This is a genomic window from Oceanimonas sp. MB9, from assembly GCF_011319775.1.
Lineage (GTDB): Bacteria > Pseudomonadota > Gammaproteobacteria > Enterobacterales > Aeromonadaceae > Oceanimonas > Oceanimonas doudoroffii.
The window spans coordinates 1-21291 of sequence record NZ_VFBE01000010.1 but is presented as its reverse complement, the minus strand read 5'-3'; the positions used below and the strand labels follow the sequence as shown (position 1 = coordinate 21291).

At 59.1% G+C, this 21291-nt stretch carries 17 protein-coding genes and 1 rRNA gene; 15 read left to right on the top strand and 3 right to left on the bottom strand.

Features of this window, described 5'->3' with window-relative positions:
* The first annotated feature begins 3 nt into the window (after window positions 1-3).
* The 7 genes from atpA to glmS all read left to right on the top strand — a co-directional run bounded on the left by atpA (window position 4) and on the right by glmS (window position 8725).
* Entirely contained in the window at window positions 4-1545 is a 1542-nt protein-coding gene (gene atpA / locus OJHNALOF_RS15655; protein WP_094202000.1) for a F0F1 ATP synthase subunit alpha, read from the top strand.
* 45 nt (window positions 1546-1590) lie between these two features.
* Window positions 1591-2451, top strand: coding sequence for a F0F1 ATP synthase subunit gamma (gene atpG / locus OJHNALOF_RS15650; protein ID WP_094202001.1), 861 nt, complete (start codon window positions 1591-1593; stop codon window positions 2449-2451).
* A 33-nt stretch (window positions 2452-2484) separates the two neighbouring features.
* Window positions 2485-3873 carry a F0F1 ATP synthase subunit beta gene (gene atpD / locus OJHNALOF_RS15645; RefSeq protein ID WP_094202002.1) on the top strand — a complete coding sequence of 463 codons (1389 nt, stop codon included), beginning with the start codon at window positions 2485-2487 and terminating at the stop codon, window positions 3871-3873.
* 18 nt (window positions 3874-3891) lie between these two features.
* Window positions 3892-4317, top strand: a complete 426-nt coding sequence (locus OJHNALOF_RS15640) for a F0F1 ATP synthase subunit epsilon (RefSeq protein ID WP_094202003.1) — start codon at window positions 3892-3894, stop codon at window positions 4315-4317.
* 182 nt (window positions 4318-4499) lie between these two features.
* Window positions 4500-5858, top strand: coding sequence for a bifunctional UDP-N-acetylglucosamine diphosphorylase/glucosamine-1-phosphate N-acetyltransferase GlmU (gene glmU, locus OJHNALOF_RS15635; protein WP_165662625.1), 1359 nt, complete (start codon window positions 4500-4502; stop codon window positions 5856-5858).
* Between the two features lie 256 nt (window positions 5859-6114).
* A complete protein-coding gene (locus OJHNALOF_RS15630) occupies window positions 6115-6885 on the top strand; it encodes a DeoR/GlpR family DNA-binding transcription regulator (RefSeq protein ID WP_094202005.1) in 771 nt (256 codons plus the stop codon).
* Between the two features lie 10 nt (window positions 6886-6895).
* A complete protein-coding gene (gene glmS, locus OJHNALOF_RS15625) occupies window positions 6896-8725 on the top strand; it encodes a glutamine--fructose-6-phosphate transaminase (isomerizing) (protein ID WP_165662624.1) in 1830 nt (609 codons plus the stop codon).
* Between the two features lie 2 nt (window positions 8726-8727).
* Here glmS and OJHNALOF_RS15620 read toward each other — a convergent pair whose 3' ends face one another.
* Together OJHNALOF_RS15620 and folE2 are read right to left on the bottom strand one after the other, a co-directional pair.
* A complete protein-coding gene (locus tag OJHNALOF_RS15620; RefSeq protein ID WP_165662623.1) occupies window positions 8728-10059 on the bottom strand; it encodes a dihydroorotase in 1332 nt (443 codons plus the stop codon).
* 59 nt (window positions 10060-10118) lie between these two features.
* On the bottom strand, window positions 10119-11036 hold the full coding sequence (folE2, locus tag OJHNALOF_RS15615; RefSeq protein WP_165662622.1) for a GTP cyclohydrolase FolE2: 918 nt from the start codon (window positions 11034-11036) through the stop codon (window positions 10119-10121).
* A gap of 330 nt (window positions 11037-11366) precedes the next feature.
* Here folE2 and OJHNALOF_RS17125 point away from each other — a divergent pair, with 330 nt between their 5' ends.
* The 6 genes from OJHNALOF_RS17125 to arsJ are packed head-to-tail and all read left to right on the top strand — an operon-like array spanning window position 11367 to window position 16659.
* Window positions 11367-12158 carry a metalloregulator ArsR/SmtB family transcription factor gene (locus tag OJHNALOF_RS17125; RefSeq protein WP_165662621.1) on the top strand — a complete coding sequence of 264 codons (792 nt, stop codon included), beginning with the start codon at window positions 11367-11369 and terminating at the stop codon, window positions 12156-12158.
* Window positions 12148-12867: an arsenical resistance protein ArsH gene (gene arsH, locus OJHNALOF_RS15605; protein ID WP_165662620.1), complete on the top strand. Its 720-nt coding sequence runs from the start codon at window positions 12148-12150 to the stop codon at window positions 12865-12867. The genes OJHNALOF_RS17125 and arsH overlap by 11 nt, the downstream gene beginning before the upstream one ends.
* A gap of 16 nt (window positions 12868-12883) precedes the next feature.
* Complete coding sequence (gene arsB, locus OJHNALOF_RS15600) at window positions 12884-13912, top strand: ACR3 family arsenite efflux transporter (protein WP_165662619.1); 1029 nt, start codon at window positions 12884-12886, stop codon at window positions 13910-13912.
* A 2-nt stretch (window positions 13913-13914) separates the two neighbouring features.
* Window positions 13915-14403 carry a tyrosine-protein phosphatase gene (locus OJHNALOF_RS15595; protein WP_165662618.1) on the top strand — a complete coding sequence of 163 codons (489 nt, stop codon included), beginning with the start codon at window positions 13915-13917 and terminating at the stop codon, window positions 14401-14403.
* Window positions 14404-14427: 24 nt separating this feature from the next.
* Entirely contained in the window at window positions 14428-15429 is a 1002-nt protein-coding gene (locus tag OJHNALOF_RS15590; RefSeq protein WP_165662617.1) for an ArsJ-associated glyceraldehyde-3-phosphate dehydrogenase, read from the top strand.
* Window positions 15430-16659 carry an organoarsenical effux MFS transporter ArsJ gene (gene arsJ / locus OJHNALOF_RS15585; protein WP_165662616.1) on the top strand — a complete coding sequence of 410 codons (1230 nt, stop codon included), beginning with the start codon at window positions 15430-15432 and terminating at the stop codon, window positions 16657-16659.
* Window positions 16660-16750: 91 nt separating this feature from the next.
* Here arsJ and katG read toward each other — a convergent pair whose 3' ends face one another.
* Entirely contained in the window at window positions 16751-18931 is a 2181-nt protein-coding gene (gene katG / locus OJHNALOF_RS15580) for a catalase/peroxidase HPI (RefSeq protein ID WP_165662615.1), read from the bottom strand.
* Window positions 18932-19168: 237 nt separating this feature from the next.
* On the opposite strand from katG, the gene OJHNALOF_RS15575 reads away from it, so the two are divergent.
* Both OJHNALOF_RS15575 and OJHNALOF_RS15570 read left to right on the top strand, forming a co-directional pair.
* Window positions 19169-20485 carry a hemolysin family protein gene (locus OJHNALOF_RS15575; protein WP_094202016.1) on the top strand — a complete coding sequence of 439 codons (1317 nt, stop codon included), beginning with the start codon at window positions 19169-19171 and terminating at the stop codon, window positions 20483-20485.
* 364 nt (window positions 20486-20849) lie between these two features.
* Window positions 20850-21291 (top strand): 16S ribosomal RNA (locus OJHNALOF_RS15570); the annotation flags it as partial.

Here is a 21291-nt window from a genome sequence, read left to right as displayed (position 1 = left end):
AGCATGCAACTGAATTCAACTGAAATTGCCGAGCTGATCAAACAGCGCATCGAGCAATTCAATGTTGTCAGTGAAGCACGAAACGAAGGTACCATCGTGTCCGTAAGCGATGGCATCATTCGTATTCACGGCCTTGCTGACATCATGCAAGGTGAAATGATTGAACTGCCGGGCAACCGTTACGCCCTGGCACTGAACCTGGAGCGCGACTCCGTGGGCGCCGTGGTCATGGGTCCTTATGCCGATCTGGCCGAAGGCACCAAGGTTCACTCCACCGGTCGCATCCTGGAAGTTCCGGTAGGCCGCAGCCTGCTGGGCCGTGTGGTTAACACCCTGGGTGAGCCGATCGACGGCAAGGGCGCCATCGAGACCGATATCACTTCTCCGGTAGAAGTAATCGCGCCCGGCGTAATCGACCGTCAGTCGGTAGACCAGCCGGTACAGACCGGCTACAAGGCCGTTGACGCCATGATTCCGATCGGCCGTGGCCAGCGTGAACTGATCATCGGTGACCGTCAGGTGGGTAAAACCGCCCTGGCCGTTGACGCCATCATCAACCAGAAAGACTCCGGCATTAAGTGTGTGTACGTGGCCATCGGCCAGAAAGCGTCCACCATCGCCAACGTGGTCCGCAAGCTGGAAGAGCATGACGCGCTGAAGAACACCATCGTGGTGGTTGCTTCCGCTTCCGAATCTGCCGCCCTGCAGTACCTGGCGCCTTACGCCGGTTGTGCCATGGGTGAGTACTTCCGTGACCGCGGTGAAGATGCCCTGATCGTGTACGATGACCTGTCCAAGCAGGCCGTTGCCTACCGTCAGATCTCTCTGCTGCTGCGTCGTCCGCCGGGCCGTGAAGCCTACCCGGGTGACGTGTTCTACCTGCACTCCCGCCTGCTGGAGCGAGCTTCCCGCGTGTCTGCCGACTACGTTGAGAAGTTCACCAATGGCGAAGTGAAAGGTCAGACCGGTTCACTGACTGCGCTGCCGATCATCGAAACTCAGGCCGGCGACGTGTCTGCGTTCGTACCGACCAACGTGATCTCCATCACCGACGGTCAGATCTTCCTGACCACCGAACTGTTCAACTCCGGTATTCGTCCGGCCGTTGACCCGGGTATCTCCGTATCCCGTGTAGGTGGTGCAGCCCAGACCAAGATCGTCAAGAAGCTGTCTGGTGGTATCCGTACCGCCCTGGCCCAGTATCGCGAACTGGCCGCCTTCGCCCAGTTCTCTTCCGATCTGGACGACGCTACTCGCAAGCAGCTGAACCACGGTCAGAAAGTGACCGAACTGATGAAGCAGAAGCAATACCGTCCGATGTCCGTTGCGGAGCAGGCCCTGTCCCTGTTCGCCGCCGAAAACGGCTACCTGGACGATGTTGAGCTGAAGCTCATCACTACGTTCGAAGACGCCCTGCTCGCTTACGCCAATTCAGAACATGCCGCCCTGATGGCGGAGATCAACGAGAAAGCCGACTACAACAAAGACGTTGTAGCCAAGCTGACTGCGTTGCTGGATAGCTTCAAGGCTACCCAGTCCTGGTAACCATGTGGCAGCGTTTATTGCTGCCACCTGAATTGGAGAAGCGACATGGCCGGCGCAAAAGAAATACGTAGCAAGATCGGGAGTGTGAAAAACACTCAGAAGATCACCAGCGCTATGGAGATGGTGGCCGCCTCGAAAATGCGCAAAGCGCAGGATCGCATGGACCACAGCCGCCCATACGCTGAAACCATACGCAAGGTGATCGGCCACATCGCGCAGGGGAACCTGGAATACAAGCACCCCTATCTGGAAGACCGTGAGGTCAAGCGCGTAGGCTTTATTATCGTCTCCACCGATCGTGGCCTTTGTGGTGGTCTGAACATCAACGTGTTCAAGGCTGCCATGAACGAAATGAAAGCATGCACCGACAAGGGTGTGGGCGTTGATCTGTGCCTTATCGGCAGCAAAGCGGTGAGTTTTTTCAACCGCTATGGCGGAAAGGTACTGGCTCAGGCTTCCGGCCTGGGTGACAACCCCGCCCTGGACAGCCTGATTGGCTCGGTCAGCGTCATGCTTGAGGCATACGACAAGGGTGAGATAGACAAGCTGTACCTGGTGTACAACAAGTTTGAAAACACCATGGTGCAAAAGCCGACGGTCGATCAACTGTTGCCTTTGCCTGCATCGGAAGAAGAAGTGGCCAGCCACAGCTGGGACTACCTCTATGAGCCGGACCCCAAATCGCTGCTGGACACGCTGCTGGTACGCTTTGTGGAATCCCAGGTGTATCAGGGTGTGGTCGAGAACCTGGCCAGCGAACAGGCGGCCCGGATGGTGGCGATGAAAGCCGCAACCGACAACGCCGGCAACCTCATCAACGATCTGCAACTGGTGTATAACAAGGCCCGTCAGGCCGCCATTACCCAGGAGCTGAGTGAGATTGTTGCCGGGGCCGGTGCCGTATAAGGCGAAGGTATTCAAAGGTTTAGAGGATTTGACATGAGTAAGGGTATCATAGTCCAAATCATCGGCGCCGTTGTTGACGTGGAATTCCCGCAAGATGCGGTTCCCCACGTATACGACGCGCTGAAGATTACGACGGAAGGCCAGGGCCAGGGTCTGGTTCTGGAAGTTCAGCAGCAAATCGGCGGCGGCGTTGTTCGTTGTATCGCCATGGGTTCTTCCGACGGCCTGCGCCGTGGTCTGGAAATTGAAAACACCAACGCGCCCATTCAGGTGCCGGTAGGTGTTCAGACCCTGGGTCGCATCATGGACGTACTGGGTAACCCCATCGACGAAAAAGGCGACATCGGCGAAGAAGAGCGCTGGTCCATTCACCGCGAAGCCCCCAGCTACGAAGAGCAGTCCAACTCTGCCGAGCTGCTGGAAACCGGCATCAAGGTAATCGACCTGGTATGTCCCTTCGCCAAGGGTGGTAAGGTTGGTCTGTTCGGTGGTGCCGGTGTAGGTAAAACCGTAAACATGATGGAACTGATCCGTAACATCGCCATCGAGCACAGCGGTTACTCCGTGTTTGCCGGTGTGGGTGAGCGGACCCGTGAAGGTAACGACTTCTACCACGAAATGACCGAGTCCAACGTACTGGACAAGGTATCTCTGGTATACGGTCAGATGAACGAGCCGCCCGGCAACCGTCTGCGTGTGGCCCTGACCGGTCTGACCATGGCCGAGAAGTTCCGTGACGAAGGTCGTGACGTACTGTTGTTCGTGGACAACATCTACCGTTACACCCTGGCCGGTACCGAAGTATCCGCACTGCTGGGCCGTATGCCTTCCGCAGTAGGTTACCAGCCGACCCTGGCCGAAGAGATGGGCGTTCTGCAGGAGCGTATCACCTCTACCAAGACCGGCTCCATCACCTCCGTACAGGCCGTTTACGTGCCCGCGGATGACTTGACCGACCCGTCTCCGGCCACCACCTTCGCCCACCTGGATGCGACCGTGGTACTGAGCCGTCAGATCGCTGCCCTGGGTATCTACCCGGCCGTTGACCCGCTGGACTCCACCAGCCGTCAGCTGGACCCGCAGGTGGTTGGTGAAGAGCACTACTCTGTTGCCCGTGGCGTACAGACCGTGCTGCAGCGCTATAAAGAGCTGAAAGACATCATCGCCATCCTGGGTATGGACGAACTGTCTGAAGACGACAAGCTGACCGTGTCCCGCGCCCGTAAAATCGAGCGTTTCCTGTCTCAGCCGTTCTTCGTGGCCGAAGTGTTCACCGGTGCCCCCGGCAAATACGTGTCTCTGAAAGACACCATCGCTGGCTTCCAGGGCATCCTGAACGGCGACTACGACACGCTGCCCGAGCAGGCGTTCTACATGGTTGGCTCCATCGACGAAGCGGTCGAAAAAGCCAAGAAACTGTAAGCCTCTAAGGAGGACCTGATGGCTGAGTATAGCTTTCACCTGGACATCGTCAGTGCCGAGAAGCGTCTGTTTTCCGGCTCTGTCAGCGCGGTGACAGTCTCCGGCTCTGAGGGTGAATTGGGCGTTCGTTACGGACACGCCCCCCTGCTGACGGCAATCCGTCCCGGCCTGGTGCAATACGTGACCAAGGCCGGCCAGCAGGAAGTTCTGTATGTTTCCGGCGGTATGCTGGAAGTGCAGGGCAGCAGTGTCATGGTACTGGCCGACACTGCGATTCGCGCCGAAGATCTGGATAAAGCCAAGGCCGAAGAAGCCAAACGCTCGGCGGAAGCCAAGCTGCAAAACTCCTCACACGATGTGGACTATGCAGAAGCGGCCGCCGAACTGGCCCGGGCTATGGCGAAACTGCGCGTGCTGCAGTTGGTTAAGAAAAACGTACGTTAAGCCGAACGTTCGAAAAAGCGACCTCAGGGTCGCTTTTTTTTTGCGAAAAAATCACAATAACGGCATTAACGGTGAGGTGTCAGGAGTGAGGGGTGAGGAGAAACAACCGTTCTGCAAACGGGTTTTACTCCTCACCTCTAACCCCTCACTCCTCACGGTCATTTCAAACGGGATATATTTTCATGACGATTCAGGCGGTAATTCTGGCGGCGGGCAAGGGCACCCGCATGCGCTCTTCCCTGCCCAAGGTACTGCACCCGGTGGCCAACAAGCCCATGGTGGCCCATGTGATCGAGGCCGCTCAGGCCTGCGGGGTAGATGGCATTCACCTGGTGTACGGCCACGGCGCCGAGCAGCTCAAGGCGCGCATTGAAGCCCCGGATCTGCACTGGGCCCACCAGGCCGAACAGCTGGGCACCGGCCACGCGGTGGCGGTGGCGCTGCCCGATATCGCCGATGAAGACAAGGTGCTGGTGCTTTACGGCGATACCCCGCTGCTGCAGGCGGATACCCTGCAGCGGCTGATCGCCGCCCAGCCCCCCGGTGGCGTGGGCCTGCTCACCGTCAATCTGGCCAACCCCACCGGCTATGGCCGCATCGTGCGGGAGAACGGCCAGGTCACCGGCATTGTCGAGCAAAAGGACGCCACGCCGGCACAGCTGGCCATCACCGAGGTGAACACCGGTGTGCTGGTGGCCGATGCCGGCCGGCTCAAGGGCTGGCTGGGCGAGCTGAACAACGACAATGCTCAAGGGGAGTATTACCTCACCGACATCTTTGCCATGGCTCACCGTGATGGCTGCGACATTGCCACCGTGCAGCCGGCCAGCACCGCCGAGGTGGAAGGGGCCAATGACAGGGTGCAGCTGGCCGGGCTGGAACGGGCCTACCAGCGCATGCAGGCCGAGCGGCTGATGCGCGAGGGCGTGAGCCTGCTGGATCCGGCCCGCTTCGATCTGCGCGGCACTCTGACCGCCGGCGAAGAAGTGGTGATCGACGTCAACGTCATCATCGAAGGGGAGGTGCGTCTGGGCAACCGGGTGAAAATCGGCGCCGGCGCCATGCTCAAGAACTGCGTCATTGGCGACGATGCCGAGGTGAAACCCTATTCCATCGTCGAGAACGCCGAGCTGGGCTGCGCCAGCAGCGCCGGCCCCTTCGCCCGCCTGCGCCCCGGTGCCGTTCTGGCCGAGGACGCCCATGTCGGCAACTTTGTGGAAATGAAAAAGGCACGCCTGGGCCAGGGCTCCAAGGCCGGACACCTCAGCTATCTGGGCGATGCCGAGATCGGCGCGGGCGTGAACATTGGCGCCGGCACCATCACCTGCAACTATGACGGCGTCAACAAGTTCCAGACCGTGATCGAAGACGGCGTCTTTGTCGGATCCGACACGCAATTGGTGGCTCCGGTGCGCATCGGCAAGAACGCCACCCTGGGGGCCGGCAGCACCGTCACCAAGGACGTGGCCGAAGCCGAGCTGGTGATCACCCGTGTGGCCCAGCGCCATATCAAGAACTGGCCACGACCAACCAAAAAATAAAGCTGGAAGCGCGAAGCTGAAAGCCAGAAGTAAAACCGACGCGGCTGTGATTTCACGGCCGCGTTTTTTTGTGCTCATGTTTCTCGGCAGTGGGTAGGTTGGCGATGAGCGCAGCGAATTCACAACATGTCACAGCCGGCCTCGTGTTGGAATTCGCTGCGCTCATTCTCAACCTACAACAACTAATCGCTTAAAGCTTCCAGCCCTTGTTTTGATCTGCTAGCATTCAGCTTTCAAAACGAAACTTAATGTCGTCATGTCGAAACGCAACACCCAACAGCGCCGTCATACCATCATCACCCTGCTGAATGAGCAGGGCGAGGTGACCGTGGACGAACTGGCCCGGCGGTTTGATACCTCGGAAGTGACTATTCGCAAGGATCTGGGTGCCCTTGAGAAAAACGGCCTGTTGCTGCGCCGTTACGGCGGCGCCGTACCGGTGCCGAGCGAAATGGTGGCGGACGGCCCGGCCGAACCGGTTTCAAAACGAAAGCAGGCACTGGCCCGGGCGGCGGCGGCGCGCATTCGTGATCACAACCGCATCATTATCGACAGCGGCAGCACCACGGCGGCACTGTTGGGCGAGTTGGGCCGCAAAAGTGGCCTGGTGGTGATGACCAACTCGCTCAATATCGCCAATGTCCTGCGTGAGCTGGAGCCCGAGCCAACCCTGTTGATGACCGGTGGCACCTGGGATCCGTCTTCCGAGTCGTTTCAGGGCAGAGTGGCCGAACAGGTGCTGCGATCTTACGACTTTGATCAGCTGTTTATTGGCGCCGACGGCATCGATCTGGAGCGGGGCACCACCACCTTTAACGAACTCACCGGCCTGTCGCGGGTGATGGCCGAGGTAGCCCGGGAAGTGGTGGTGATGGTGGAGTCCGACAAGATCGGCCGCAAAATCCCCAACCTGGAACTGCCCTGGAACGCCATTCATACCCTGGTGACCGACAGCGGCATTAGTGAAGCAGAACAACAAGCATTAGAGCAAAAGGGCATCACCCTGGTGATTGCGCCTTCATCCTGAGGACAAGAGCATGTGTGGAATTGTAGGGGCCGTGGCCCAGCGTGATGTGGCGGAAATTCTGGTGGAAGGCCTGCGCCGTCTGGAATACCGGGGTTACGACTCCGCCGGGGTGGCCATTATTCACGACAACCAGCTGGGCCGGGTGCGGCGCCTCGGCAAGGTGCAGGCGCTGGCCGACGCCCTTGACGAGCAGCCGCTGGCCGGCGGCACCGGCATTGCCCACACCCGTTGGGCCACCCATGGTGAGCCGTCCGAGCGCAATGCCCATCCTCATGTTTCCGGCAATATCGCCGTGGTGCACAACGGCATTATCGAAAACCACGAAGAGCTGCGTGAAGCGCTGAAAGAGAAAGGCTATGTGTTTGAGTCTGACACCGACACCGAGGTCATCGCTCACCTGGTGCACTGGCACCGCCAGCACACCGACAGCCTGCTGGCGGCGTTGCAGGCCACGGTCAGGGAACTGCGCGGCGCCTATGGCACCGTGCTGATGGACGTTAACGACGCCTCTCGCGTGGTGGTGGCGCGCTCCGGTTCACCCCTGGTGATTGGCCTGGGGTTAGGCGAGAACTTTATCGCCTCGGATCAGCTGGCGCTGCTGCCGGTCACCCGTCGTTTCCTGTTCCTGGAAGAGGGGGATGTGGCCGAGGTGACCCGCCGGGAGATTCGTATTTTTGACAGCAATGGCCAGCCGGTGACCCGTGCCGAACAGGAGTCGGACGTGATCCATGACGCCGGCGACAAGGGGGAATACCGCCACCATATGCTGAAGGAAATTCACGAGCAGCCCAAGGCCATCACCGACACCCTGGAGAGCCGGCTGAGCGAGCAGGGCGTGGTGGTGGAGTCTTTTGGCAACGGCGCCCGGGACATCTTTGAAAAGGTGGAACATATTCAGCTGATTGCCTGTGGCACCTCCTACCATGCTGGCATGGTCGCTCGTTACTGGTTCGAAGCCCTAGCGGGGGTGCCCTGCGATATCGAGATCGCCTCCGAATTTCGCTACCGCAAGTCGGTGGTGCGTCCCAACAGCCTGCTGATCACCCTGTCCCAGAGTGGCGAGACCGCCGACACCCTGGCGGCCCTGCGGCTGGCCAAGGAGTCCGGCTACATGGGCAGCCTGACCATCTGTAACGTGCCCGGCTCGTCCCTGGTGCGGGAGTCGGATCTGGCCTTTATGACCCGGGCCGGCGCCGAAATTGGCGTGGCTTCTACCAAGGCCTTTACCACGCAATTGGTGGCGCTACTGATGCTGGTGGCGGCGGTGGGCCGTTGCCGAGGTAACATGAGCGAGCAGACCGAGGCGAGCCTGGTGCGCTCGCTGCGTTCGCTGCCGGCGCACATTGTTGACACCCTGGCCCTGGCCGGTGACATAGAGCAACTGGCGGAAGAGTTTGCCGACAAGTATCACAGCCTGTTCCTGGGCCGGGGCGAGCAGTATCCCATCGCCATGGAAGGGGCGCTCAAGCTCAAGGAAATTTCCTACATTCACGCCGAGGCCTATGCCGCCGGCGAGCTCAAGCACGGCCCGCTGGCGCTGATTGACGCCGACATGCCGATCATCGTGGTGGCGCCCAACAACGAGCTGCTGGAAAAGCTGAAGTCCAACGTGGAAGAAGTACGCGCCCGGGGCGGCATTCTCTATGTGTTTGCCGACAAACGCGCCGGCTTTAAAGGCGACGACACCATGCGGGTGATGTCGCTGGAGCACGTGGACGAGGTGATCGCGCCCATCGTCTACACGGTGCCGCTGCAGCTGCTGTCCTACTACGTGGCCCTGATCAAGGGGACCGACGTGGATCAGCCCCGCAATTTGGCCAAGTCGGTCACGGTGGAATAAGGCTAACCGGTTTCCAGAAAACAAAGGGGGCGGCCTTGTGGTGTGAGGGACAGTGTTTCATCCCGCACCACGGCATGGCCGCGCACCACCGTGTGTATCGGCCATCCGGTGATGGCCTTGCCATCGTAGGGAGTCCAGCCACTGCGGCTGGCGATCCAGTCGTTGGTGATGGTGCGCTGCGCGGCCAGGTCGACCAGGGTCAGATCGGCGTCGTATCCCAGCGCGATTCGCCCCTTTCCCTGTATTCCGAAAATACGTGCCGGGCCGGCGCTGGTCAGATCGATCAGCCGCTGCAGGCTGAGCCGGCCGGCATTGACGTGGTCAAGCATGATCGGCAGCAGGGTTTGCACGCCGGTCATGCCACTGGGGGAATGCGGATAGGGTTGTGCCTTTTCTTCCAGGGTATGGGGGGCATGATCACTGCCAATTACGTCAACCACTCCCTCACGAATGGCCTGCCACAAGGCGTCCCGATGGCGCTGCTCTCGAACCGGCGGATTCATCTGCGCCAGGCTGCCCAAACGTGAATAGCACTCCGGTGCCGCCAGGGTCAGGTGATGAGGGGTAACCTCCACGGTTACCCTGTGTTTGTGCCGGGCCAAAAACTGCATTTCCTCCGCGGTGGAGACATGCAGTATATGCAGGCGGCGGCCGGTCTCTTCGGCCAGGGCCACGATGCGCCTGGTGGCCTTGAGGGCGCTTTCAACATCACGCCATTCGGGGTGCTGATGCACATCTTTGCTGAGCTCGACCATGGATTTTCGCTCACGCAGGCGCGCCTCGTCTTCGGCGTGAACGGCCATACGCCGGCGTCCGTGCCGAAGTATTTGCCGCAACACCTCGTCTTCATCCGCTAGCAGGTCACCAAATGAACTGCCCATGAAAACCTTGATCCCGGCACAACCAGGCAGTGTTTCCAGATCCTGTAATTGCCGCGCGTTAATCGCCGAGCCGCCGATATAGAAGGCATAATCGCACCAGGCCCGTTGCCCTGCGGCATTCAGCTTGGCCTGAAGATCGTGCTGCCACAGCGTTAGCGGGTTGGTATTGGGCATCTCGAAAACCGCGGTCACGCCGCCCAGCACGGCGCCTTTGGTGCCGCCATCGAGATCTTCCTTGTGCGTCAGGCCGGGTTCACGAAAGTGAACCTGGCTGTCAATGACCCCGGGCAACACATGCAGTCCATGGGCATTCAGGCTGTTGTCTGCGCTCCACGTGCCCTGTAATGGCCCCAGTGCCACTATGCGGCCTTCCCGGCAGGCAATGTCGATTTGCTCGGGACCATTGGGCGTCATTACCGTGCCGCCGAGTACCAGCAGGTCTGCATGTTTCATATGGTGTTTGTTTCCCTATTGATCAGATTCAGGTTGGCGCGATGCCGAACGAGGTCACTTTATGGCGCCGCCATGGCCGGGTTTCCGTTGGCAGAGGCCACCGCATCGTGGGGATGCAGGCTTTCCAGGTGGCGAACATGGATTTGTGCTTCAGAGTCGTGCACGCCGAGGGCATGCTGAATGCGCCGGGCAGCGTCTTCTACATACATCAGGTTTTGGCCGTTAAGCGATGCAAATGCCTGCTCATCGGCGCGTTTCACGGCGGTCTGTACCGGGGTGGCCAGTGCTTGCTCTATTCGATCAATGAGGGCCATCAGGCCAAAGCTTGAGGCATCTGAGCAAAGGGTAACGGCAACCTGGGCCTCGCTGCGCTGGCTGTGGGGGGTGGCCAGGGTGGCATGCTGCTCCAGCCAGGCCGCGACGTCTTCCGTGGTTACTCCCTTGCCGTCGGGGAAATGATCCCTGAATCCCTGAGCCACCAGCTGTCGGGACAAGGCGGCCGAAGCGGGACAGGTTGAGGAGTATTCCACCTGCACTGATGCCTGCAGTGACAGCTCGCCGCGCTTCAGGGTGGCTTCAAGCCGAACGGGATAAGACTTCCAGCCTGCCAGCTCGGGGGTTTTCAGGGCCGCGCGCCTGGTCAGCAGGTTAAAGCGCAACCTGATCCGGGCGCTGTCGGTATGACAGTCACTATGGCTTTCAATCATTCGCTCTAGCAGCGTTTCAAGCTGCGCCGGCGCGATCTCGGCCTGGTGGGACAACTCATTCAGCATGCGGTAAATGCGGGACATGTGTATGCCCTTGACCGTTGCCGACGGCAGATTGACCTGGGCATCAACCACGGCATGGACCGGCCCCGGGCAGCCCGGTTCGGAAATGGTGACGGGAAGGTCGATTCCACTCATGCCAACCCATTCCAGCGGGGCCTGAATGGGTGAGTGTTCGTTGGCGGCAACGTCTGGCAGATCTCTGTTCATGCTCAGCCTATTTGGATGCAGTGATGGTGCTGCTTGTTGATGAAGCCTGCCCGATAACGATGAGGCAGGCGTCAAGGGAGCAGCCGTGATGGGTGATAATTCCTCAATTACTGTTATGTTATAACATATTTATTTTGCTGAGAACCCGGCACCGAAAGGTTCGAACCCGTCTTGAATATCCGCTCACCGCCATCCCTGCTGCACCGACTGCCTTCGCATTGTCCGGTAGCAAGATCGGGCACGATATTAAATTTGAAACAATACATATGTGATAAATTGCATATTTGTTTTTTCGGATGTATTGTTGGGCCAATGATACGGGGGAATTCAATGAAACGAGTATTGTTTGTGTGCACGGCCAACGCGGCCCGCTCGCAGATGGCGGAAGCCCTGTTACGCCATTTTGCCGGTGACAGTTTCGAGGTGTTCAGTGCCGGAACCGAGCCTGCGGAGGTGGACCCTCGCACCCTGAAGGCGCTGCAGGACTTTGGCCTGAGCACCGCCGGGCTGGAATCCAAGTCGGTTGAAAGCCTGGAACACCAGCATTTCGACTTTGTGATCAGCTTGTGTGACAAGGCCCATCGGGAGTGTCGTCATTGGCCCGGCAGCGGCGTGGTCATGGCCTGGGATTTTCCCGATCCCAAGGGCAGCTGTGACCCAAGGGCCTTCGCCCTCACGCTTCAGGAGCTCAGTGAGCGAATACGCCTGTTTGTGCTGGTTAACAGCAAGCAGATCAAGTCTGAGGTCAAGTCCGTACAGCCGCTGGACTTTTTCAAGTCGCTGGCGGATGAAACCAGGCTGTTGAGCCTGCTGTTGATCGAACGGGAAGGGGAGCTGTGCGTATGTGAACTGATTGCCGCGCTGAACCTGCCGCAGTCCAAGATATCAAGGCACCTGAGCCAGCTGCGCAAGGTAGGCCTGTTGCTGGATCGGCGTCAGGGACAGTGGGTGTTCTATCGTATTCATCCGTTACTCAATGACTGGATGCGCAACATACTCAAAGACACCCTGGAGCACAGCCCGGAGCTGCTGGAACAACCCTGCGCCCGTCTCGGCGAAATGACGTCACGACCGTCTTCGGAAAGCAATGTCTGTGGTGAGGAGAGCCTTAATGTCCTGTGAAATTCCCGATCTGCCCAACCTGGATGCCGGGCAGTTTTTAACCCCCGACCCGCACGCCCTGGGTGTGAACGGACCCGCGCACGCGCCCAGAATCCTGCTGTTGTACGGCTCCCTGCGCCAGCGCTCCTTCAGCCGCCTGGTGACCGAAGAGGCAAGCCGGTTGTTGCAGGCAATGGGCGCCGAAACCCGCACTTTCAACCCCAGCGGGCTGCCCTTGCCGGACGATGCCGATGAACAGCATCCCAAGGTGCGGGAATTGCGGGAGCTGGTGCAGTGGTGTGAGGGCATGGTGTGGTGTTCGCCGGAGCGTCACGGTGCCATGACCTCGGTGATGAAGGCACAGATTGACTGGATTCCCCTGAGCATGGGCGCGGTGCGCCCGACCCAGGGCAAGACCCTGGCGGTGATGCAGGTAAGTGGCGGCTCCCAGAGCTTTAACGCGGTTAATCAGTTACGCATTCTTGGGCGCTGGATGCGCATGATCACCATTCCCAATCAGTCGTCGGTGGCCAAGGCCTTTATGGAATTTGACGATAATGATCGCATGAAGCCCTCGTCCTATTACAACCGCATTGTGGACGTCATGGAAGAGCTGATGAAGTTCACCCTGCTGACTCGAGGCGGCAGCGACTATTTGACCAACCGCTACTCCGAGCGGGTCGAAAGCGCCGAGCAACTCACGGCTCGCGTCAACCAGCGCGCAATTTAACGAGGGAGTGGAATAAATGGGTATTTTCGAGCGCTATCTCACGCTGTGGGTTGCCCTTTGTATTTTCGCCGGCGTGGGGCTGGGCAATCTGGCTCCCGATCTGTTTGAACTGATTGCGCGACTGGAGCTGGCCCATGTCAATCTGGTGGTAGCGGTGTTCATCTGGGTCATGATTTATCCCATGATGGTGCAGATAGACTTCAGTGCCATCAAGGATGTGGGCAAGAAACCCAAAGGGCTGCTGCTGACCCTGATCATCAACTGGCTGATCAAGCCGTTCACCATGGCGGCGCTGGGCTGGCTGTTTTTTCGCGTGTTTTTTGCCGACTGGGTCGATCCGCAAAGCGCGGGTGAATATATCGCCGGCATGATACTGCTGGGTGTGGCGCCCTGCACCGCCATGGTATTTGTCTGGAGTCAGCTCACCAAGGGCGACCCCAATTACACCCTGGTACAGGTGTCGGTCAACGATATCATCATGATCTTCGCCTTTGCGCCGATTGCCGCCTTTCTGCTGGGGGTCAGCAACATAGCCGTGCCCTGGGAGACGCTGTTGCTGTCGGTGCTGCTGTATGTGGTGCTGCCGCTGGTGGCTGGCGCCTGGACCCGGCACCGGCTGGAGCGTAAGGGAGATGGCGCTCGCCTCGACCATTTTCTGCGTGTACTCAAGCCCTGGTCGATGCTCGGGTTGCTGGCCACCGTGGTGTTGCTGTTCGGCTTTCAGGCCGAAACCATTGTGACCCAGCCCCAGACCATTGGCCTTATCGCCATACCACTGCTGATCCAGACCTACGGCATCTTTGTTATTACTTATGTGGCCGCCTGGTGGCTGCGCCTGCCCCATAACGTGGCTGCGCCGGCCTGCATGATCGGCACCTCCAACTTTTTTGAGCTGGCGGTGGCCGTGGCCATCTCCCTGTTCGGACTACACTCGGGGGCGGCACTGGCTACCGTGGTTGGTGTGCTGGTTGAAGTGCCGGTGATGTTGTCCCTGGTTTATTTCGTCAATAAAACCCATCGCTGGTTTGCCCACCAAGAGGATTGATTATGTCTGCTTCGTCACACTCATACTGGCCGCTGCCCATGGGGCAGGGCACCCTGCTGCTGACGCCCTGCCCGGGTACCCAAGGGGTTGATTTGAACGAGTCTCTGTTACAACTGAAGGCGGGCGGCGCCAGCGCCATTATCACCCTGATGTCGGCGACCGAGCTGAACGAGGCGGGGCTGCCGGACTTTGCCTCGGCCGTACAGAGCGCGGGACTGGACTGGTTTCATCTTCCGGTGCCGGATGATGATTTGCCGGGAGACGACTTTGATCATGCCTGGCAGGCCTGCTCAGCCGAACTGCTGCAACGCCTGGCGGCGGGAGAAGCCCTGGCCCTGCACTGCAAGGGCGGCTCGGGTCGTACCGGGCTGGTGGCTGCCAAGCTGATGGTTGCCGCCGGTTACGATGCAAAAGAAGCGGTGGCGGCCATCCAGGTGCTGCGCCCTAAGGCGTTCAGTCATCCCGCCCAGCGTGCCTATATTTTGGGCTAAGACGAAAGATAAACGGAGAAAACGATGACCATTAAAGTTGGCATTAACGGTTTTGGCCGCATGGGACGGTTGACCATGCGGGCACTGTTTGATCAGCATGACGCCGAGATTGTGCATATTAATGATCCCGCCGGTGATGCGGCCACCCTGGCCCATTTAATGAACTTTGATTCGGTGCATGGCCGCTGGCAGCATGAGGCCAGCGCAGACGGCGACGCCATGCTGATTGGTGGTTCGCGTATTACCGTCAGCCGTAACAAGGCGATAGCGGACACCGACTGGTCCGGCTGCGATATCGTGATCGAAGCGTCGGGCAAGATGAAAAGCAAGGCCGTGCTGCAGGCCTACCTGGACCAGGGGGTTAAACGGGTGGTGGTCAGTGCACCGGTCAAGGAAGAGGGCGTGCTCAATGTGGTGATGGGTGTCAACGACCACCTCTATGATGCCGCCGAACACTCCATTGTAACGGCGGCGTCCTGCACCACCAACTGCCTGGCCCCGGTGGTCAAGGTGATTCATGAGCGGCTGGGCATTCGGCACGGCTCCATGACCACCATTCACGACATTACCAATACCCAGACCATTCTGGATGCGCCCCACAAGGATCTGCGTCGTGCCCGAGCCTGTGGCATGAGCCTGATTCCTACCACCACCGGCTCGGCCACGGCCATCACCCATATCTTTCCGGAGCTGAAGGGCAAGCTGAACGGCCATGCCATTCGTGTGCCGCTGGCCAATGCCTCCATCACCGACTGTGTGTTTGAGGTTGAACGGGAAACCACGGCGGAAGAGGTGAACGCCCTGCTGAAGGCGGCCGCCGATAGCGAGCTGAAGGGCATTATGGGTTACGAAGAGCGTCCGCTGGTGTCCATCGATTACAAGACGGATCCGCGCTCCAGCGTGATCGATGCCCTTTCCACCATGGTGGTCAATGGTACCCAGGTGAAAATCTATGCCTGGTATGACAACGAGTGGGGTTATGCCAACCGCACCGCCGAGCTGGCGCTGAAGGTGGGGCGTGGGTAAATGCTGACTCGGCTTTCCCCCGCCATTCGCCAGTATCTGGTGGTAACGGGCAATTACTGGGCCTTTACGCTGACCGACGGCGCCCTGCGCATGCTGGTGGTGCTGCATTTTCACGGGCTGGGTTATGCGCCGCTGGAGATTGCGCTGCTGTTTCTGTTCTATGAAATCTTCGGCGTAATCACTAACCTGGTCGGGGGTTGGCTGGGTGCCCATCTGGGCCTGAACCGCACCATGAATATCGGCCTGGTGCTGCAGGTGCTGGCGCTGTCCATGCTGCTGGTGCCCGCCGCCTGGCTGACCGTGCCCTGGGTGATGGCGGCGCAGGCGTTGTCGGGCATTGCCAAGGATCTCAACAAGATGAGTGCCAAAAGCTCCATCAAGTTGCTGGTACCCGGTGAAGCCCAGGGCAAGCTCTACCAGTGGGTGGCCATTCTCACCGGCTCCAAGAATGCCCTCAAGGGTGTGGGCTTTTTCCTTGGCGGTGCCCTGCTGATGGGGCTGGGCTTTGCCGGCGCGGTGGCGGCCATGGCCATTGCGCTGACGCTGGTGTGGCTGCTGAGCCTGGCATTGCTCAGGCAGGATCTGGGCAGGGCGAAAAACAAGCCCAGATTTCGCGACATTTTTTCCAAAAGCCGCTCCATCAACATTCTGTCGGCGGCACGCATGTTCCTGTTTGGTGCCCGTGATGTCTGGTTTGTGGTTGCGCTGCCGGTGTTTCTGTCCCAGACATTGGGCTGGAATCACAGTCAGACCGGCGGCTTTCTGGCCCTGTGGGTGATCGGCTATGGCATGGTGCAAGCGCTGGCGCCGCGCATCACCGGCAAGGCGTCGGGCCGAGTGCCCGACGGTCGGGCGGCTACGGTGTGGGCGTTGATACTGACCCTGTTGCCCGGGGCGATGGCGCTGGGGCTGATGGCTGAATGGGATCCGACGGTCGTGCTCATCGGCGGCCTGCTGCTGTTTGGTGCCGTGTTTGCGGTTAACTCTTCGCTGCACAGTTATCTGATCGTCAGCTACGCCGGTGATGATGGCGTTTCCCTGGATGTGGGCTTCTACTATATGTCCAACGCCATGGGGCGCCTGCTTGGCACCGTGCTGTCGGGCTGGATTTTCCAGTTGGCGGGACAGGGCAGCAGCGGCATACAGGCTTGCCTGTGGGTGTCCGCGGGATTCCTGCTGCTGGCGACGCTGATTTCATTCGGCTTGCCCCGTTCTTCCAGGGCGGCCTGAATGGCTAGTGCTCATTTAAAATGACAAAGCCGCCTTTACGGCGGCTTTGTTTTACTCATCACCATGGGGCATCCACGGTTCAGCGGTTGGCCTACTGCAAATCGAAGCGATCTGCGTTCATCACCTTGGTCCAGGCGGCCACAAAGTCGTGCACGAATTTCTCTTTGTTGTCGTCCTGGGCATAGACCTCGGCGTAGCTGCGCAGCACCGAATTGGAGCCAAACACCAGATCCACCCGGGTGGCGGTCCATTTGACCTTGCTCGTGCTGCGCTCGACGATTTCGTACAGGTTGTTCCCCGCCGGCCGCCATTGATAGGCCATGTCGGTCAGGTTGACGAAAAAGTCGGTGCTGAGCACGCCCACCCGGTCGGTGAAGACACCGTGGCGGCTGTCGCCATGATTGGCACCCATTACCCGCATGCCGCCCACCAGCACCGTCATTTCCGGCGCCGTCAGGCCCATCAGCTGAGTACGATCCAGCAGCATTTCCTCCGGGGTGACCGCATAGTCCTGTTTCAGCCAGTTGCGGTAACCATCGTGCAGTGGCTCCAGCGGGGCAAAGGCCTCGACATCGGTCATTTCATCGGTGGCGTCGCCCCGGCCGGGGGCAAAGGGCACGGTGACCTTCACTCCGGCGTTCTTGGCGGACTGCTCCACCGCGGCGCAGCCGCCCAGCACGATCAGGTCGGCCATGCTCACCGGCTTGTCGAGGCCGTCCCGCAGTTGTTCCAGGGCGCTAAGTACCTTTTGCAGCCGGGCCGGCTCGTTGCCTTGCCAGTCTTTTTGCGGGGCCAGGCGAATGCGGCCACCGTTGGCGCCGCCCCGGTAATCGGAGCCGCGAAAGGTGCGGGCACTGTCCCAGGCGGTGGCCACCAGCTCGGGCACGCTCAGGCCGGAGGCCAGAATGGCCGCCTTGAGGTCGGCGATTTCCTGGTCGGTCAGGCAATAGTCCACCGAGGAAACGGGATCCTGCCAGATTAAGTCTTCCTTGGGCACATCCGGGCCCAGGTAACGGCTTTTGGGCCCCAGATCCCGGTGGGTGAGCTTGAACCAGGCCCGGGCGAAGGTGTCGGCAAAATAGGCCGGGTCCTGACGAAAGCGCTCCATGTATTGGCGATAGTCCGGATCCATCTTCATGGCCATGTCGGCGTCGGTCATGATCGGCATGCAGCGACGAGAGGGGTCCTCCACGTCTACCGGCTTGTCTTCTTCCTTGATATTCACCGGCTGCCATTGCCAGGCACCGGCCGGGCTTTGGGCCAGCTCCCACTCGTGGTCGAGCAGCATATCCAGATAGCCGCCATCCCATTGAGTGGGGTGAGTGGTCCAGGCGCCTTCAATGCCGCTGGTCACGGTATTGCGTCCAATGCCCCGACCCACCTTGTTGTTCCAGCCCAGGCCCTGCTCTTCGAGCCCGGCGCCTTCGGGCTCGGCTCCCAGGTCGGCGGCACTGCCGTTGCCGTGGGTCTTGCCCACGGTATGGCCGCCGGCGGTGAGGGCTGCGGTTTCCTCGTCATTCATCGCCATGCGGGCAAAGGTGACCCGCACATCGTGGGCGGTTTTCAGCGGATCGGGTTTGCCGTCCACCCCTTCCGGATTGACGTAAATCAGGCCCATCATCACCGCCGCCAACGGGTTTTCCAGGTTTCGCTCACCGGAGTAACGGCTGTTGGGGTTGTTGCTGGGGGCCAGCCATTCCTTTTCCGATCCCCAGTAAATGTCCTTTTCCGGGTGCCAGATATCAGCCCGGCCGCCACCAAAACCAAAGGTTTTCAGGCCCATGGACTCATAGGCCATGTTGCCGGCCAGAATAAACAAATCGGCCCAGGACAGGGCGTTGCCGTATTTCTTCTTGATTGGCCACAGTAGTCGCCTAGCCTTGTCGAGGTTGGCGTTGTCGGGCCAGCTGTTTAGCGGAGCGAAACGCTGGTTGCCGGTGCCGCCACCACCGCGGCCGTCGGCGATGCGGTAGCTGCCGGCGCTGTGCCAGGCCATGCGAATCATCAGGCCGCCATAATGCCCCCAGTCGGCGGGCCACCAGTCCTGACTGTCGGTCATCAGGTGTTTGAGATCACGCTTGACCGCATCCAGATCCAGCTTGCTGAAGGCCTCGGCGTAATTGAAGTCCTCGCCCAGCGGATTGGTCTTGGTGTCGTGTTGATGAAGAATGTCCAGGTTCAGCGTTTTGGGCCACCAGTCGGTATTGGAGCTGCCTGCTTCGGTGAGGGCGCCGTGCATTACCGGGCATTTGCCGGAAGAATGCTGTGTCATGAAAAGCCTCCTGTGAACATAAAAGGAATGAACAGGGTAGGGAGTAACAGGGTGTCGCTTCAGAATAGACCAAGGAAACGGGCCGTTTCGTCCGACCGAGGGCTAGCTGCGGCAAAATCCGGCTGTGGTATAAGCCCAAAGGTTCTGCTAGATTCTGGGCTTGTTTAGTATTTTGTAACATAGCTCCCTTATTCTGGTTTTGCTTCGGCGCTCCCTCCCTGTATTGGTGACATAAAGATGACCATGTTTGAGCAAGTGCTGCTTATCGCCCTGCTGGTGGCGATAAGCTCCTTTTTTTCCGTTTCCGAAATCGCCCTGGCGGCGGCGCGCAAGATGAAACTGCGGCTGATGGCCAGTGACGGCGACGTGAATGCGGAAAAGGTATTGCTGTTGCAGGAGCAGCCGGGCAACTTTTTCACCATAGTGCAGATCGGGCTCAATGCCGTGGCCATTCTGGGCGGCATTATTGGTGAGTCGGCCTTCACGCCCTTTACCCGCAGCCTGCTGGACTGGTGGCTGCAGGGCGTGTGGCTCGACAAGATGGCGTTTTTCCTGTCGTTCTTTATTGTCACTTCCCTGTTTATTCTGTTTGCGGATCTGATGCCCAAACGGCTGGCGATGATAGCCCCCGAGAAAATCGCGGTGGCGGTGGTACGGCCGATGGGGGTGCTGATCATTCTGTTCCGCCCCCTGGTATGGCTGTTTAACGGCCTGGCCAACCTGCTGTTCCGGTTGTTCCGCGTACCTACCATGCGTCAGGACGAAATCACGCCCGAAGACATCATCGCCATGATGGACGCCGGTGCCCAGGCGGGTGTGTTGCAGGAGCAGGAACACCATCTGATTGAAAATGTCTTTGAAATGGAGTCCCGCACCGTGACCTCGGCCATGACTACCCGGGAGAGCCTGATCTACTTCAACCTTCATGAAGCCCAGGAAGACATCAAGGCCAAGATTGCCGAACACCCCCATGCCAAGTTTCTGGTTTGCGAAGACAGCCTGGACCGGGTGGTGGGATATGTGGACTCCCGTGACATTTTGATGCAGGTACTGCACCAGCAGCCTATTTCCCTGCAAAAGGAAGGCATACTGCGCAATCCGCTGATCATTCCCGACACCCTGTCCATGTATGAAGTGCTGGAGCACTTCAAGACCGCGGGAGAGGATTTCGCCATCATCATGAACGAATACGCGCTGGTGGTGGGCATCATCACCCTCAAGGACGTGATGAGCATAGTGATGGGGGAACTGGTGCAGTCCCAGGAAGAGCAAATCGTGTCCCGGGATGCCAACTCCTGGCTGGTGGAAGGGCTGACGCCCCTGGAAGACGTGATGCGGGTGCTCGATATCGACAGTTTTCCCGATGACGAAAACTACGAAACCATTGCCGGCTTTATGATGTACATGCTGCGCAAAATTCCCAAACGCACCGATTTTGTGCTGCACGGCGGCTACAAATTCGAGGTGGTGGACATCGACAGCTACAAGATCGATCAGTTGCTGGTGACCCGTCTGGGCCACTCCGAGGCCACGGAAGACAACAAAAAGCAGTAAAAAACACCGCTTTGTTTAAGGTTTGAGCTGTTGGCGCTGAAAGTGAAACTTTTACCCAAAAAGCCCTTGCGCAAAATCGGCGGCTCCCTATAATGCGCCCTCACTGACACGGCGGAACACGCCGACGGTCACCAGGGTTGAAACAACACGAAACAAAGTTTGATTCAACGCTTGACGAACACCAAGGATTGCGTAGAATACGCAGCCCTGACCCGCAGAAGGGTCAACGCTCTTTGACAATTTATCAAGCAAACTGTGTGGGCACTCGCAGGATGTTGGGAAACAAAAAAATATTGTTTTTCAATGTTGTGTGAAGTGCACTAGAAATAGCAGCAATTCAGATATTCATTGAGCATCAAGTCTTTAATTGAAGAGTTTGATCATGGCTCAGATTGAACGCTGGCGGCAGGCCTAACACATGCAAGTCGAGCGGCAGCGGGAAAGTAGCTTGCTACTTTTGCCGGCGAGCGGCGGACGGGTGAGTAATGCTTGGGGATCTGCCCGGTCGAGGGGGATAACCGTTGGAAACGACGGCTAATACCGCATACGCCCTACGGGGGAAAGCAGGGGACCTTCGGGCCTTGCGCGATTGGATGAACCCAAGTGAGATTAGCTAGTTGGTGAGGTAACGGCTCACCAAGGCGACGATCTCTAGCTGGTCTGAGAGGATGACCAGTCACACTGGGACTGAGACACGGCCCAGACTCCTACGGGAGGCAGCAGTGGGGAATATTGCACAATGGGGGAAACCCTGATGCAGCCATGCCGCGTGTGTGAAGAAGGCCTTCGGGTTGTAAAGCACTTTC